Annotated in this window: 13 protein-coding genes; 6 read left to right on the top strand and 7 right to left on the bottom strand. The window is 62.3% G+C overall.

Annotation, left to right across the window (positions count from 1 at the left end; translation table 11 throughout):
* Window positions 1-28: 28 nt before the first annotated feature.
* From ACWPW0_RS19895 to ACWPW0_RS19875, 5 genes are all read right to left on the bottom strand, one after another.
* Window positions 29-2,098: an EAL domain-containing response regulator gene (locus ACWPW0_RS19895; RefSeq protein ID WP_454256298.1), complete on the bottom strand. Its 2,070-nt coding sequence runs from the start codon at window positions 2,096-2,098 to the stop codon at window positions 29-31.
* A 65-nt stretch (window positions 2,099-2,163) separates the two neighbouring features.
* A complete protein-coding gene (locus ACWPW0_RS19890) occupies window positions 2,164-3,972 on the bottom strand; it encodes a molecular chaperone (RefSeq protein ID WP_454256297.1) in 1,809 nt (602 codons plus the stop codon).
* Window positions 3,973-4,287: 315 nt separating this feature from the next.
* Window positions 4,288-5,151: an archaetidylserine decarboxylase gene (asd, locus tag ACWPW0_RS19885; RefSeq protein ID WP_454256296.1), complete on the bottom strand. Its 864-nt coding sequence runs from the start codon at window positions 5,149-5,151 to the stop codon at window positions 4,288-4,290.
* 25 nt (window positions 5,152-5,176) lie between these two features.
* Window positions 5,177-5,989, bottom strand: a complete 813-nt coding sequence (locus tag ACWPW0_RS19880; RefSeq protein WP_454256295.1) for a rhodanese-like domain-containing protein — start codon at window positions 5,987-5,989, stop codon at window positions 5,177-5,179.
* A gap of 114 nt (window positions 5,990-6,103) precedes the next feature.
* Complete coding sequence (locus tag ACWPW0_RS19875) at window positions 6,104-7,618, bottom strand: HDOD domain-containing protein (protein ID WP_454256294.1); 1,515 nt, start codon at window positions 7,616-7,618, stop codon at window positions 6,104-6,106.
* 118 nt (window positions 7,619-7,736) lie between these two features.
* Between ACWPW0_RS19875 and motA the strand changes: the two genes are divergently transcribed.
* Together motA and motB are read left to right on the top strand one after the other, a co-directional pair.
* Entirely contained in the window at window positions 7,737-8,588 is an 852-nt protein-coding gene (motA, locus tag ACWPW0_RS19870; RefSeq protein WP_447594363.1) for a flagellar motor stator protein MotA, read from the top strand.
* Window positions 8,589-8,593: 5 nt separating this feature from the next.
* Window positions 8,594-9,619, top strand: coding sequence for a flagellar motor protein MotB (gene motB / locus ACWPW0_RS19865; protein WP_454256293.1), 1,026 nt, complete (start codon window positions 8,594-8,596; stop codon window positions 9,617-9,619).
* Window positions 9,620-9,668: 49 nt separating this feature from the next.
* On the opposite strand, the gene rsgA is transcribed toward motB, so the two are convergent.
* Window positions 9,669-10,700, bottom strand: a complete 1,032-nt coding sequence (gene rsgA / locus ACWPW0_RS19860) for a small ribosomal subunit biogenesis GTPase RsgA (RefSeq protein WP_454256292.1) — start codon at window positions 10,698-10,700, stop codon at window positions 9,669-9,671.
* Between the two features lie 104 nt (window positions 10,701-10,804).
* Between rsgA and ACWPW0_RS19855 the strand changes: the two genes are divergently transcribed.
* Together ACWPW0_RS19855 and orn are read left to right on the top strand one after the other, a co-directional pair.
* Window positions 10,805-11,575, top strand: a complete 771-nt coding sequence (locus tag ACWPW0_RS19855) for a class I SAM-dependent methyltransferase (RefSeq protein ID WP_454256291.1) — start codon at window positions 10,805-10,807, stop codon at window positions 11,573-11,575.
* A 41-nt stretch (window positions 11,576-11,616) separates the two neighbouring features.
* The gene (gene orn, locus ACWPW0_RS19850) at window positions 11,617-12,162 is read left to right on the top strand and encodes an oligoribonuclease (protein ID WP_454256290.1); all 546 of its coding nucleotides are present in this window, start codon (window positions 11,617-11,619) and stop codon (window positions 12,160-12,162) included.
* Between the two features lie 34 nt (window positions 12,163-12,196).
* Here orn and queG read toward each other — a convergent pair whose 3' ends face one another.
* Window positions 12,197-13,261, bottom strand: a complete 1,065-nt coding sequence (gene queG, locus ACWPW0_RS19845; protein WP_447594353.1) for a tRNA epoxyqueuosine(34) reductase QueG — start codon at window positions 13,259-13,261, stop codon at window positions 12,197-12,199.
* A 62-nt stretch (window positions 13,262-13,323) separates the two neighbouring features.
* Here queG and ACWPW0_RS19840 point away from each other — a divergent pair, with 62 nt between their 5' ends.
* On the top strand, window positions 13,324-14,823 hold the full coding sequence (locus ACWPW0_RS19840) for an NAD(P)H-hydrate dehydratase (RefSeq protein WP_454256289.1): 1,500 nt from the start codon (window positions 13,324-13,326) through the stop codon (window positions 14,821-14,823).
* Complete coding sequence (gene tsaE, locus ACWPW0_RS19835; RefSeq protein ID WP_454256288.1) at window positions 14,811-15,278, top strand: tRNA (adenosine(37)-N6)-threonylcarbamoyltransferase complex ATPase subunit type 1 TsaE; 468 nt, start codon at window positions 14,811-14,813, stop codon at window positions 15,276-15,278. The genes ACWPW0_RS19840 and tsaE overlap by 13 nt, the downstream gene beginning before the upstream one ends.

Raw genomic sequence — 15,278 nt, 5'->3', positions numbered from 1 at the left:
ACCGCCTTTCGGCGGTTTTTTTATGGGGCTACTCATCTCCAGAGGAGAAGTCATAGTCCATTGCCTGGCTGGGGCCCTGCAGGTAGTGCCCCTGGATGTAGTTGACCCCGGCCTGCCAGAGTGTGGCCAGAATGCTGGCGCTTTCAACGTGCGGCACGATAGTCAGCTTGGCCTGGGCATGCAGGCTGGCCAGCAATGTCTTGAGGGCTTCCTGGTTTTCAGCTTGCGCCAGGTCCTGGGCAAAGGAGCTGTCGACCTTCACAAAGTCCACGTTGAGGAACTTGAGTGTATTGAAGGGGTTCAGTGCGCAGCCAAACTGGTTGATGGCGGTTTTGCAGTGCAGCTCTGCGAGCCCCTGGACCAGTGATTTGGCCTGCTTGAGGTAGGCGATCGCATCGGTCTCGTTGAGCTGGAATACCAGCGCATCCGAAGGCAGGCGCGCGGCTTTGAGGGCGACGCTGAGCCATGGCAGCAAGGTCTGATCCTGCAGGCTGCTGGCGGACAGGTGCACGAACAGGCGGGTCTGATGCCCTTTGCTGCGATGTTCGGCGAGCTGCTTGATCGCGTTGAGGATGACCCAGCGATCAATCTTCTCGGCCAGGCCGGAGTCACGCGCCGCAGCGATGAAGTCACCGGTTGGGACTTCTTCACCGTGTGGGCTGAGCAGGCGCAGCATGACTTCGTAATGTTCGTCGCTATCGCCACGCAGGCTGATAATCGGTTGGAACAACAGGCGGAAGCTGTTGTTGTCCAGCGCCTGCTGGACCATGGCGACCAGGTTGCCGCGGCTGGCAGCCGCAGCCAGTTCGTCGGCGGGGTTGTACAGCTTGAGCGCATTGCCGTCCGCCAACTCGTCGGCGCAGCGGTGTGCGCGATCCACCACTTCCTGGGCCTTGGCAGTCGTTTCATTGAGGCCGGCGACGCCGATCGATAGCGTGGCCTGAACCGTACGGCCGCTGACATCGAACAGATGGCTTTCGACGATTTTCAGCAGGCTGTGCAGGCGCTCGGTGGATTGCTCCGGGGCGATGCCGGGCTGCAGGACGGCGAACACGTCATCGCCGAAACGTGCCAGTTGGGCTTCGGCAGGGAAGTGCTTGCGCAACAGGCCGGCGAGATCGGTCAGGAGAATATCGATGCCGGCCAGGCCAACTTCAACCAGCAGGTGCGAGTAGCGGTCGAGGCGGATGTAGGCGAGGGTGGCGACCTCACCGGTGGTGATCGCGCGCTGTGCGGCGCTATCCATCAGTTCGAGAAGGTGTGTGCGGTTGAACAGGCCGGTGACCAGATCCTGGCTGCTGATTTCGCGCAGGCGTTCTTCCAGCTCGGCGTTGTCGGCTTCGGCGCGGATCACCACCTGGATGCAGGGTTCGCTGTCATAGGTGGCCGGGGAAAAGCCCATGCGCGCCTGGAAGCGTTGCCCATCGGCCTTGACGCCGCCACATGTCAGTTCGGCGCTGCCGTCGGTGCTGGAGTAGTTGCGCAGGAAGTCCTTGAAAGCAGCCTGATCTTCGCTGGCAATCAGGTCGATCATCGGCATGCCTTCCAGTTCGTCGGCATCTTCGTAATCGAATAGCTGGAGGTAGGCGCGGTTGGCATAGATATGCATGCCATCGTGAACATAAGTGATGGCATCCACGGAGCTTTCCAGCAGTAGCTGGCAGCGTTTTTCCGACTCGCGCAAGGCAACCTCGGCGGCGCGGCGAGCCCGGCGCTCCTCCAGGTTGGTCAGCTCGCGGTTGGCGACCAGGATCAGGCGCTCATCCTCGCCAAGCGGCAGCGCATCCTGGGCGCCGAGGCTCAGCGCTTCGGTGATGTCATCGGAATCATTGCCGTCGATCAGGCGGATGACGGGTATGTCCTTGGCCAGGCGCCGGATAGCCGAGATGGCTTCGTTAGGATCGAGGTTTTCACTGGTTGGCGCACTGATCAGCAGATCCCAGCTCTGTTGCAGGGCTTCGAGCAGGTCGTCACTGGAAGTGATGCGGTGAACGCGGGTGGCGTGCCCGGAGTTACGGAAGAGGCTGACCAGTCGCTCGGCCTCGTTTTGCGAATCCTCAAGGATCAGCAGCCTAATAGTCTTTTTTTCGATGGCCATGAGTACTTGCTTGAACAGCGCCGAAATAGAGGCGCAAAAGGCGGAAAAAGCTCGGTTCTGGCAATCTACAGCGACTTCCAGAGTGAGTCAAAGTCTTCATCGCCGTCCTGGCTGGTGCTGCTTCGGGGTGTGACGGAGGTTCCAGCAGGTGGGGTGTCCTGGTCCAGTTTGCGGTATTCGAACTGGCTGAAACTGCCAGTGCTGGTCTGGCGACGACTCAGGATCGCGCGCAGTTCCTGGCCATTCAGATTGATGCTGACCTTGTTGCTTTCCTGGAAGGGCAGCCGTGGCGTGATCAGGGTCGGTGGCCGCGAAATGGCGCTGATAGCGGGTAGCAGCAGCGCGCGCAGGTAGTGGCTGTTCTGCTCATTCTTGCGTAGCAGTTGCAGGCCGCAGGGTTGTGCCTGTGGTGCGATCAGTTCGATGCCCATCTGCGTGCCGCCACCACGTACTTGGCGTACCCAGCGCACGACTGCAACGCTCCAGGCCTGGCCGGGTGTGTCCTGAACGCCAAGCAGTTCGCCTGCTTGCAACTGCCCCGGGACATCTTTGGGCCAGCTCAGGCAGTAACCACCAGGGCTGTGGTTGACGATGCTCAGTTCGAATAGCGGGTAGGTTTCCGTTTTCTCTTCGCTCTTGTCTTCTTCGCCAGGTTGGGTGCGCTTGTACTGAATTGTCTCGAAAGGCAGACCGTTTTCCCAGGTGTTGTTGGGTTGTGCGTCGAAAGCATTCGACCAGATGTCCGACTGGTCTTTGCTGATCGGCTTGAACTGCGCAGTTTTTGGCACTTCGGGGTGTTTGAGCAGTTCGCTGAAGGTCTTTTGCCCGCCCAGATAGAAATGCACGGCACTCATGCCGATGCACAGCGTCAGGCTGCCTCTGCCTGTGCTGCGTGAAAACGTGCGCTCGGAGATATCCCCCCAGGCGGCTTCCACGTGTTGCAGCAGGTCGACGCTCATGTTTTCAGGGACGGATAGGCGCTGTGCGTCACGGCTCTCGGGTGGCAGCAGCAGGTATTCCTTGATGGTGTCGACCAGCGCTTGTGTATCGAGTCCCAGCATGGGGTGCAGGTCGCTGTCCTTGAACAGGGACTTGTAGCGAGGAGGGCCATCCTGAAGAGGCGCGATGATGAACAGGCTGCTGGAGGCTTCAGCGGGTTGCAGCGTGACGAGTGCGCTCCAGTCCTCCAGTGCCTCGGCCAGGCGGGCGATGGCGTTCTGGCGAAGCTGGTTGCAGCGAGCGCAGCCCAGCAACAAGGCTGCCAGGTAGGTCTGCTCGGAGCTCAGGCTCTTGCCGTTGTGCGCCAGGCTGTCGCGTACCTGGGTACGGCCCAGGTCGTACTGTTGGGCAATCAGATTGAGCTGGTGCAGTTCCAGCCATAGCCCTTCTGGAATCGGACAGTACAGTTGGCTGGCGCGCACCAGTGGGCCGTAGAGGCTATGGCTGGCGCGTTGCAGGGCAACGGCAAGGATCGTCGCACGGTCCTTGCTGAAACGGTTCACTTCGCGGGTGATGATCAGCTTGTAACCAATGGCCAGGTGGTTTTGCAGGGCCTGGCACAGGTTGGCGACTTTGCGTGGACGCTCATCCAGAACGATGGACTGGTTGAGAAAGTGCCGTTCCAGGTTGCGGCAGACGAAGTAGACCTCCGGGCGCAGGAGCTCGAGTAGCTGCAGGCGGTTCTCTGCTGGGGTGATCAGTTGATTGAGCTCGACCAGGCTTTGATACAGCTGGCGTGCAGTCTCGCCGATGTTGGCCTTGGGGAGGCCGGCGATCCAGCGTTTCAAATCGCGCGGGCTGGCATCACAGAATGACAGGCCCTGTTTGTCGGGAATCGGGACACGCAAATGTAGATGCGGGCTCTGTTTATCCATGCTGATAAGTGTGGTCCGTGAGGCGCGGCTGATTCGTGCCAGAGGCTCGCCAGCTCGATATTTTTCGGAACTCTAACAGTATCGCAGCAGTGGTGCAGCTGATGGATAGCCTGGGTCGGCGTGGTGCATCTGACCCGTGATCAGTGCCCATGTTCCGCGGGTGGCGTGTTGAGTTTAGGTCGGAATTGGTACGCGTGAAATGCGGTGATGTCAAATTGACATGACGCGTGGTGCGAGTCGTGCAATTCGGTGGGTGACAGTGGGCCTGGGTAGTGTGTTGACCGACGCCAGGAACTGGCGCCGGTCGACTGCTGCTCAATTCTGCCGTGGAGCGGCCAGTGCTTCACCCATGCGCACCGGGCTGCCGGCGGCCAGGCCTTCTGCCCACTGTACTTGCTGAGGGCCGAACAAGACGATGGCAGTCGAGCCTAGCTTGAAACGACCGAGTTCGCCGCCTTTCTCCAGGCTGATCGGCGCTCGTGCGGTTTCGTCGTAGCGGGTGCTTTTCAGTTGCCGCTTGGGTGGCGTGACCAGGCCGGCCCAGACGGTCTCGATGCTGGCTACGATCATCGCGCCCACCAATACCACAGCCATGGGGCCGCGCTCGGTATCGAACAGGCAGACGACGCGCTCATTGCGGGCGAACAGGCCTGGCACGTTCTCGGCGGTGGTCTGATTGACCGAGAACAGGCGGCCAGGGACGTAGACCATTTCTTTCAGCGTGCCAGCCAGGGGCATGTGCACGCGGTGGTAATCCTTTGGCGACAGGTAGATGGTCGCGAAATCCCCACCCATGAACGGTGCAGCAACTTCGGCGTCTCCACCGAGCAGCTCCAGTACGCTGTAGCTGTGGCCCTTGGCCTGGAAGATACGCCCTTGCTCGATAGGCCCGAGCTGGCTGACGGCGCCGTCGGCGGGGCAGAGGATGGTGCCTGGTGTCGTGTCCAATGGGCGAGCGCCATCCTTCAGGGCGCGGGTGAAGAACGCGTTGAAGTGCTCATAGGCAGTCAGGTCTTCGACCTGAGCTTCACTCATGTTGACCTGGTATTGCTTGGCGAACCAACCGATCAGGCGGTCCTTGAACCAGGCGGCCCGGCATTCGGCAGCAAAGCCGATCAGGCGCGACAGCAGATGGTGAGGCAGCAGGTACTGGCTGAGGATAAACAGGCGATCTTTCATCGAATTTCCTTGCAGACGGCGGAGCTCAGTGCTCGACCGGGGTATCGGGGTGATTACCCCATTCGGACCAGGAGCCGGCATAGGCCTTGACCCGCGGATAGCCAAGCGCCTTGGCGGCCAGGTAGGTAAACCCTGAGCGGCGATGGGTTTGGCAATGGGTGATGATTTCCTTGTCTGGCGTGATGCCAAGTTGCCCAAGTGCTTGAGCCAGGTCGTTACGAATGCGTAGCTGGCGCTGGGTGTCCATGCCGGCGGTCCACTCGAAATTGACTGCGCCAGGGATATGGCCGCCTTTGCTGGCCAGTACCTTTCCACCACTGAACTCGGCTGGCGAGCGGGCATCCCAGATGGCGAGATCGTCAGCGCCCAGACGGCTTTGCAGGTAGTCGAGGCTGGCAGTGGGCTCGTCGTGCAGTGTCAGGTTCACGCTGCGCGAGAGTGCAGGCGGGACGTCTTGAGTGACGCTATAGCCATCTCCGAGCCAGGCCTGAAGCCCGCCATTGAGAAAGTGGTAATGGCGATGGCCGATCACGTCGAGCAGCCAGATAAAACGTCCGGCCCAGCCCCCGCCTTCGTCGTCATAGACCACGTAGACCGCATCGGGATGATGGCCTAGCTCGCCAAACAGCGCTTCGAGTTGGTCTTTGCCTGGGGCCAGGCCGGGTGCCGGAAGGCTGGCCTGCGTGCGCTTGGTGTCGAGTGCGCGCGCGCCGGGGATGTGTCCTTCGGCGTAGCGGGCTGCCGGGCTCAGATCGACCAGGATCAGCTCGGGTGCGCCCAGGCGGGTAGCCAGGTCGGCAGGTTCTATGACCAGCGGCAATGTGGCGAAGGCAGACATGGTGGCCTCTGGAAATACGCAAAGGGCGGATTGTAGCGGAAAGACCAGGCGACTGTTCAACGCCCGCTGCGCTGCATGGCGGTGTGTCAGGCTCTGGCGTGATTGCTTGCCGCGCTAGGCTTGGCGTTGAGTGAACGTAACGAGGGCGCGCTCAATACATTGCACGGTTTTACTGAATGCCTGCAGGCGAATATCGCTGATGGGGGCGCCTTGCTGATCGGCGATCACCAGCATCACCACGCGGCCTTTGGTCGCTAGTGAACGTAGCAGCAGGTTTTCACCCGCGAACAGCGTCTTGAGTGTGCCTGGCAGTAGCGCGGAAAACTGCGCGGTGTTGGCGGGTGTCAGGTGCAGTTGCCCTGGTTGGGCGAGCAGGCGGCGTAGAACCTGACTGTGGTTCGGGTCCAATTGCAGTTGTATGGCATGGGCAGGAAGACCGGCTGCCTGCTGGGTGCTGAGGCGCGTGTGGGTGCGGTCGGCGAGCAGCAGCAGGATGCGGGACAGGCCGCTGGCTGCGAGAGCCGAGCGCGCGCAGTCGGTCAGCTGCAGGACATTGGCAAACGGGGAGGGTGTCGCCAGCAGGCGGGCGCACTGTTCCTTCCACAGGCCGGGTTCGGCTTTCGTGGGCGCGCGTACAGACACGCTCAGTCGGCAGGCGTCCCAGGGCCAGACAAGGGCGATAGCGGGGTGCCAGAGCCCGGGTTTGGCGTGCAGGCGGGCGCTCAGCGCTGCCTGCTGATGGATCAACTGTTGTGTTTCCCCCAGCGGTGCCTGCAGGTAGAGGCCTGTCAGGCGCTGCCAGCGGGCCGTGTGTGGGCAGCTCCAGTTATGGTGTGCCGAGATGGCCAGGCCGTTGGCCAGCACCACGCTGTTGGCGGGTAGTGTCAGCCAGCGACGCAGCGTCGGATCGGCATCGAGTTGCTGCTGTTGATGAAGAGGGTGCTCGTTGTCGTGGGCGATGTGCAGGGCCTTGACCAGCAGGCGGCGGTCTTCGACCAGCACGCGATAGCCCTGGACGATCCAGTCCGGCAGGCGCCAGTGGCGTGCCAGTGCCAGGCACAGCTCCAGCAAGGGCACACCGAGCAGCTCTCGCTCCAGGGATGCCGCTGGTTTGCCCTTGCCCAGTACGTGTTGCTCCCAGGTATCGAAAAAGTCCGGGTGGGCATACACGAGGTGCCACAGCGGCGCGAGAAACAGCAGGCTGCCCCAGTGGATTTCCTGCCAGAGGCGCGCCAGGCGTCCGGCAAAGAGGCCGCTGGCCTGTTGCGAGGCATGTCGGCTGATCAGCTGCAGTTGCTGCAGGGCAACGGGTATCTGCTCGTCGGGAATGGCATCCAGTTGGGTGACGAGTGCCTCTGCCTGTTTCAGACCCAGGCGGTTGAGCGCCATTTCCAGGCTCTCGGCCGGCTCGTTGAAACCGCTGTTGCTGCGGTTGGCGGCGCGTAGCAGGGCCAGGGCAATCGTCGGGACATCCTGAATCTGTTCGGCGAGTTCGCGCAATGACCGGCGACTGTCCATCAGGGCGCGGCGTATCTGTTCCCGCTGGCTGACTGCGACCGGCAAACGGACGCCGTCCAGTTCCTTTATCCAGGCATCGAGAGTGTGTGGCACGGGCTTTGTACTGGGCATGGGCGTGTGGCCAAACTGGATTTTCAGCGGAACTGGCTATAGTCTGGCGCAATACTTCCGATAAATAGAAGGGTTGTTTTTATCCACCCCTTCCGACTGGCTGCTCAAGTTCATATCCATGGCAAAAATCATCGGCATCATCGTCGTAATCGCCAGTGTGCTTGGTGGTTATGTGCTATCCCACGGCAAGATTGCCGCCCTGATCCAGCCCTTTGAGGTATTGATCATCGGTGGTGCTGCACTGGGTGCATTCCTGCAGGCAAACCCGGGCAGTGCATTCATGCACACCATGAAGAAGTCACTGAGCATGTTCAGCTCGCGCTTCAATCACACCTTCTACCTCGAGGTTCTCAAACTGCTCTACGAGATTCTCAACAAGAGTCGCCGTGAGGGCATGATGGCCATCGAGGCCGATATCGAAGAGCCTAGTGCCAGCCCGATCTTCAGCAAGTACCCCGGCATTCTCAAGGATGAGCGGATGACGGCATTCGTATGCGATTACCTGCGCATCATGTCGTCCGGCAACATGGCGCCCCATGAGCTGGAAGGTCTGTTCGACATGGAGATCGCCAGCCTCAAGGAGGATCTGGAGCACCCGGCCCATGCGGTGGCCAAGATTGCCGACGGCATGCCCGCGTTCGGTATCGTGGCGGCGGTACTCGGGATCGTGGTGACCATGGCGATGCTCGGCGAGGCTGAGCAGGCGGCTCTGGGGCAGCATGTGGGCGCGGCCCTGGTGGGGACGTTCCTCGGTATTCTCGCTGCCTACGGATTCTTTGGTCCGCTGTCGGCCAGCCTGGAGCATGATGCCAAGGAAGAGCTGAACGTGTACGAAGCCATCAAGGCCTGTCTGGTCGCCTCTGCTTCCGGCATGCCGCCAACTCTGGCGGTGGAGTTTGGGCGCAAGGTGTTGTACCCCGCACACCGACCGAGTTTCAGTGAGCTCGAACAGGCGATGCGCGGTAACTGACGGCGATGGAAAACAACCAGCCGATCATCGTCAAGCGCGTCAAGAAGACGGCTGCAGGCCACCATGGCGGCGCCTGGAAAATTGCTTTCGCCGACTTCGCTACCGCAATGATGGCGTTCTTCCTGGTGCTCTGGCTGATGTCATCGGCGACACCTGAACAGAAGAAGGCCATCTCCGGCTACTTTCAGGACCCCATCGGCTACACCGAAAGCGCCAGCCCTTATGTGATCGATCTGGGGGGTACGCCCACGCCGGCCCCTGATCGCACCCTCAACCCCGAATTGAAAGACGCGCCTTCTGCCCAGGAGTCGGCGGTCGATTCGGTGGATGACATGCAGGACGTCGATGCCAAGCAGGCCGAGCAACTCGCCGAGCAGATCGAGCGCGAGCGCCTGGAAATGTTGTTGCAGGAGCTGCAGACCAAGGTCGACGAGAACCCGCAGCTGCAGAAGTTCAAGGACCAGATTCTCTTCGAGATTACTCAGGATGGCCTGCGTATCCAGATCATGGATGCCGCGAACCGGCCGATGTTCGATCTGGGGAGTGCGCGTCTACAGCCCTATTTCGAGGATATCCTGCTGATCCTCGCGGACACCATCAAGGCGGTGCCGAACAAGATCAGTGTCAGTGGTCACACCGATGCCAAGCCGTTCGCCGGTACGGGCGAGTTCGGCAACTGGGAGCTCTCGGCCAACCGTGCCAATGCGGCGCGCCGCACTCTGGTGGCAGGCGGTTATCCGGATGAGCGTGTGGCGCGTGTCGTTGGTTATGCCTCCTCGGCACTGTTCGACCGCAAGGACCCTCTCAATCCGGTCAACCGCCGCATTGACATCATCGTGCTGACCAAAAAGGCGCAGCGCACCATCGAGGGCGAGCAGGGTGGTGATAGTGCGCCTGCCGATGAGGGGGACGCAGTGCCGGGTGATCCATCGCCGGCTACGCCCGATGCGCCTATGCAGCCACGTGAGTTGCGGCAGAAGATGAATATCTTCGAGCAGGGCGCGTTGCAGTTCGACGAGCCGAAAGAGTAAGCGCTACCGCTACAGGCACAAGGCCGCGGTGATCGCGGCCTTGTCGTTTTCAGTAGTCCGGTTCGGCGAGGCTGGAAAGAATGTGGCGATAGCTGGCCATACGTTGTGGCTGGATGCGTCCGTCTTCCAGAGCCTTGAGTAGCGCGCAGCCGGGCTCCCGATCGTGCTTGCAGTCACGGAAGCGGCAGGTGCCGAGCAGGTCGCGGAACTCGATGAAGCCGGCTTCGACATCGTCACGGCTGACGTGGGCCAGGCCGAATTCGCGAATACCGGGGGAGTCGATCAGCTCGCCGCCGCCCGGGAAATGGAACAGGCGTGCGGTGGTGGTGGTGTGTGTGCCCTTGCCGGTCAGTTCCGAGAGCGGGCCGACGCGGGTGTCGACGCCCGGCAGAAGGCTGTTGACCAGCGAGGACTTGCCGACGCCAGACTGGCCGACGAACACGCTGACGTGCCCATCCAGGCGTGCGCGTAGCGCGTCCATGCCGGCACCGTCATGGGCCGACACTTCCAGCAGGGGGTAGCCGAGCTGGCGGTAGGTGGTGAGCAGGGTGTTGAGGTGCTCGACATTGTCCTCGGCGATCAGGTCGGCCTTGTTCAATAGCAGCTGCGGCTGGATGCCGGCATGTTCGGCGGCAATCAGGTAACGGTCGATCAGGTTGGCGTGCGGGTGCGGCAGCGGGGCGAAGACGATGACAATCAGGTCGACGTTACCAGCCACGGGCTTGAGTTGGCCGCGCATGTCCGGTCGACACAGCTCGGAGGTGCGTGGCAATTGAGCGACGATCACGCCGTTGCCCTGATTGCCGGCACGCCAGGCCACGCGATCCCCGGTGACCAGCGTCGGCAAGTTGGTGCGCAGATGGCAGCGACGTGTCTGGCCGATCAGCTCGCCTTCCAGCGCTTCGACCTCGACCTGTACGCCAAAGTGGGCGATGACCAGGCCGGTTTGCTCCGGGCCCAGGTCGCCCCCTTCCAGCTCATCCTGCAGGCGTGACTCGCGCTTGGCAGCTCGCGCGGCGCGCTCTTCCTGAACCTTGTCGATGCGCCAGCTCTGGCGGCGTGTAAGTTGGCGTTTGGCCATGACCTTTCCGGGGTGAGTGAAACGGCGGCGAGTTTAGCACGCGCTGGCGAGCGCCCGTTCCGGCTGGTACAACTGGGCGCGCTCGATGGTTGTGGATCACTTTCATGTTTGATTTTCTGCGCGTGCGTTACCCGGCTGTACGCGCCTTGTTTGCCCAGATACTGGCGCTGGCTGTCGTGGCGCTGATGTTAATCGTCTTGCTGCAGCTGGCAGGTTGGCGCGCGCCGTTATGGCTGGCAGCTCTGTTGCAAGGGCTGTGTGCCGCTGGTATTGGCCAGTGGTTAGGGTTGCGCCGCTGGTGGCTGCTGCTCAACCTTGCCTTTGTTCCGGCGCTGCTGGCTTTGCAGGCACGCGAATTGCCGTCCGCCTGGTTTTTCGGTGCCTTCCTGTTCCTGCTGCTGATCAACTGGAACAGCGTTCGCGAGCAGGTGCCGCTGTACCTGAGCGGTGCGCGTGCTCGGCGGCGCCTAAGTGAGTACCTGGCTGACCAACCTGCGGACTTTCGCCTTGTCGACCTGGGCTGCGGCCTAGGCGGTACGCTCGTGCACCTGGCACGTGATTACCCACAGGCGCGCTTGATCGGGGTGGAAACCGCGCCGCTGGTGTTCCTGTGCGCCTGGCTGCGCTGCCTGCCGCGGCGTAATTGCCAGGTACGCTACCGCAGCCTGTGGCACGAGGACCTGGCGCCCTACGATGTGGCGTACTGTTTTCTGTCGCCGGCACCCATGGCCAAGTTGTGGGCCAAGGTACAGGGACAGATGCGCCCTGGCAGCCTGCTGATCAGCAATACATTCGCGGTTCCCGGCGTGCCGGCCGATGAGGTCATCGAACTGCATGACTGGCGACAGGGCCGATTGCTGATCTGGCGACGCTGAGCGCTGCTAAACTGTCGCGCACTATTCAGGAGTGTTCGTTCATGCCGCAAAATCCCAATAACCTGATCTGGATCGACCTGGAAATGACGGGTCTCGAGCCGGACAAGGACGTCATCATCGAGATGGCGACCATCGTCACCGACAGTGATCTCAATGTGCTCGCCGAGGGCCCGGTGATCGCCGTGCACCAGAGCGACGACTTGCTGGCAGGCATGGACGAGTGGAACACGCGGACCCATGGCGAAAGTGGCCTGACCCAGCGCGTGCGCGAGAGCACCATCGGTCCGGCCGAGGCGGAGGCGCAGACCATTGCCTTCCTCGAGCAGTGGGTGCCCAAGGGCAAGTCGCCGATCTGCGGTAATAGCATCGGCCAGGACCGTCGCTTCCTCTATCGCTACATGCAGAATCTGGAAGCCTACTTCCACTACCGTTATCTGGACGTGTCGACCCTGAAGATCCTTGCCGGCCTGTGGGCGCCACAGGTCAAGGACGGCTTCCAGAAGCAAGGCACGCACCAGGCGCTGGACGACATCCGCGAGTCGATCGCCGAGCTGCGCTATTACCGCGAGCATTTCCTCAAGGTTTGAGTCGTTCAAGAAAGCCCGCGCGATGCGGGCTTTTTCATGCCTGACCGTGGCGCTGCAAGGCCCAGTCGACGTGCTCGCGGACCAGTTCCGACGGATAGTCGCGGCGAGCCTGTAGCGCTTCCAGTACCGGGATGCTCGATGGGGCGTTGCCCAGGCCGACGGCCAGGTTGCGCAGCCAGCGCTCGTAGCCGGCGCGGCGCAGGGGCGAACCCTCGGTACGGCTGAGAAACTCTTCTTCACTCCACAAGAACAACGTGCTCAGCTCGGCGTTGTCGAGGCCATGGCGCGGCTGGAAGTCATGCTGGTCGGTGGGGCGGGCGAAGCGGTTCCATGGGCAGACCAGTTGGCAGTCGTCGCAACCGAATACGCGGTTGCCGATCAGCGGGCGCAGCTCCAGCGGAATGCTGCCCTTGTACTCGATGGTCAGGTAGGAAATGCAGCGCCGCGCATCCAGCACGTAGGGGCCGACGAACGCATTGGTCGGGCAGATATCCAGGCAGGCCGTACAGCGCCCGCAGTGTTCGGTGCCGTGGGCGGTGTCCACCGGCAGCGGCATGTCGACGAACAGCTCGCCGAGGAAGAACCAGCTGCCGGCTTTGCGGTTGAGTACCAGGGTGTTCTTGCCGATCCAGCCGAGCCCGGCTTGTTCGGCGATGGCCTTTTCCAGTACCGGCGCGCTGTCGACGAAGGCGCGATAGCCGAATGGGCCGATGGCTTGCTGAATGCGCTCGGCCAATTGTTGCAGGCGTTTACGGATCAGCTTGTGGTAATCGCGACCCAGGGCGTAGCGCGAAACGTAGGCTTTTTCCGGCTGGGCCAGGCATTCGCTCATGCGCGTATCGCCGGGCAGGTAGTCCATGCGCAAGGACACCACGCGCAATGTGCCGGGTACCAGCTCATCCGGATGGGCACGCTTGCTGCCGTGGGCGGCCATGTAATCCATCTCGCCCTGATAGCCGGCGTCCAGCCAGCGCTGCAGGTGCTGCTCGTGCTCGCCCAGTTGCACATCGGTGATGCCGACCTGCTGAAAGCCCAGCTCGCGGCCCCAGTCCTTGATGGACTGCGCCAGGTGCGCGAGATCGGGAGAATTGGCGTGCATGTCAGGGCAACCGGAGGCGAGGTGCGTATAATTCTGCCAGACCTCGCCGGAATCACCGAACCATGTCGCTCGACGCCGCTTCTTTACCTTTGCCTTTGTACACCGCCGCACAGGTGCGTGAGCTGGATGCGCGCCTGATCGCCGCGGGTACACCGGGCTTCGAACTCATGCAGCGCGCTGCCCAGGCGCTCTGGCGTGCCTTGCAACAACGCTGGTCGCAGGTGGGTGCGATCACCGTGCTGGCCGGCGCGGGCAACAATGGCGGGGACGGTTACCTGCTTGCCGCACTGGCCCAGCGTGCGGGCTGGACGGTACAGGTGCTGACGGTCAGCGAGCCGGCGCAGCTTCGGGGCGATGCCGCGCAGGCATACGCACAGGCGCAGGCAGCGGGCGTGGTGATCGAGCCATTGCGCGCTGACAGCACGCTGTGGGGCGTTGTGGTCGATGCATTGCTGGGTACTGGGTTTCATGGCGAGCTGCGTCTGCCCTATGCCGAGGCCATCGAGCGGATCAATGCCAGCGGCCTGCCGGTGCTGGCGGTGGATATTCCGTCAGGTCTGAATGCCGACACCGGTGTGGTGGCTGAGCAGGCGGTGCGGGCGGATCTCACCCTGTCCTTTATCGGGTTGAAGCTGGGCCTGCTCACCGGCGATGCGCCTGACTGGGTAGGGGCGCTGCAGTTCGATGACTTGCAGGCTGATCCGCAGCAGGTCGCGCAGCAGGCGTATACGGCGATACGTCTGGCTGGGGAGGTCGTGCCGGCGCTGGCTCCGCGTTCGCGCATCAGTCACAAGGGGCGTTTCGGTCATCTCCTGGTCATCGGCGGGGATCGTGGTTTTGGCGGGGCATCGCTGTTGTCTGCCGAAAGCGCGTTGCGCAGTGGCGCGGGCATGGTGTCGCTGGCGACCCGTGGTGAGCATGTAGCGGCTTCGCTGATGCGTCATCCCGAGGTGATGTGCACGGCCACCGAGTCGACGTACCAGTTGGCTGGGCAGTGTGAGCGGGCGGATGTATTGGTGGTCGGCCCCGGTCTGGGCCAGGCATCCTGGGGGAGGAGCTTGCTCAGCGCCGCGGCAGCGAGCCCGATTGCACAGGTCTGGGATGCCGACGCGCTGAATCTTTTGGCGGCGGGTGTGGTCAAGTTGCCAACGGATTCGGTGTTGACGCCACATCCTGCCGAGGCGGCCCGTCTGCTTGGGTGCAGCACTGATGCGGTGCAGGCGGATCGACCTGCTGCGGCCATCGCACTGGCCAGTCGCTATCAGGCCGTGGTGGTGCTCAAGGGCGCCGGCAGCCTGGTCGCCGCGTCGGATGGGCGCTTGCTGCTGTGTGATCGCGGTCATCCAGCCATGGCCGGCGCGGGATTTGGTGATGTGCTGGCCGGTGTGATTGGCGCACTGCGGGCACAAGGGCTGCCGGCTTTCGAGGCAGCGGCGCTGGGTGTCTGGCTGCATGCGAGTGCCGGGCAGTTACTCGGGGCAGGCGGTCGCGGTCTGGTGGCCAGTGATCTGGCCCCTGTCATTCGAGAATTACTGGAGACTCATTCGCCATGCCTGAACTGAACCTGTATGCCGCCGATGAAGAGGCCATGCTGGTGCTGGGCGCACGCCTGGCGGCCCTGACCGAGGGGCGAGGTATCATTTATCTGCATGGTGATCTGGGGGCGGGGAAGACCACCTTGTCGCGTGGCATCGTGCGTGGCCTGGGGCATTCAGGCGCAGTGAAGAGTCCGACCTTCACCCTGGTCGAGCCCTACGAGCTGGGTGACAAACAGGTCTATCACTTCGACCTGTATCGTCTGGCCGATCCGGAGGAACTGGAGTTTCTCGGCATCCGTGACTACCTCGATGGCCGTGCGTTGTGCCTGATCGAGTGGCCGCAACGTGGCGCGGGCGTTTTGCCAAAGGCCGACCTGGACATTACCATTAGCCCGCGAGACGCTGGCCGTACATTGCTGCTACAGCCGCATAGCGCTCGCGCCGATGCGTGGTGTGCGGCCATACAAGAATCTGTCTAA

Source organism: Pseudomonas sp. Marseille-Q8238 (genome assembly GCF_965111915.1).
Note: the sequence above shows the minus strand (reverse complement) of the source record. Positions and strands in the feature narration are given on the sequence as shown.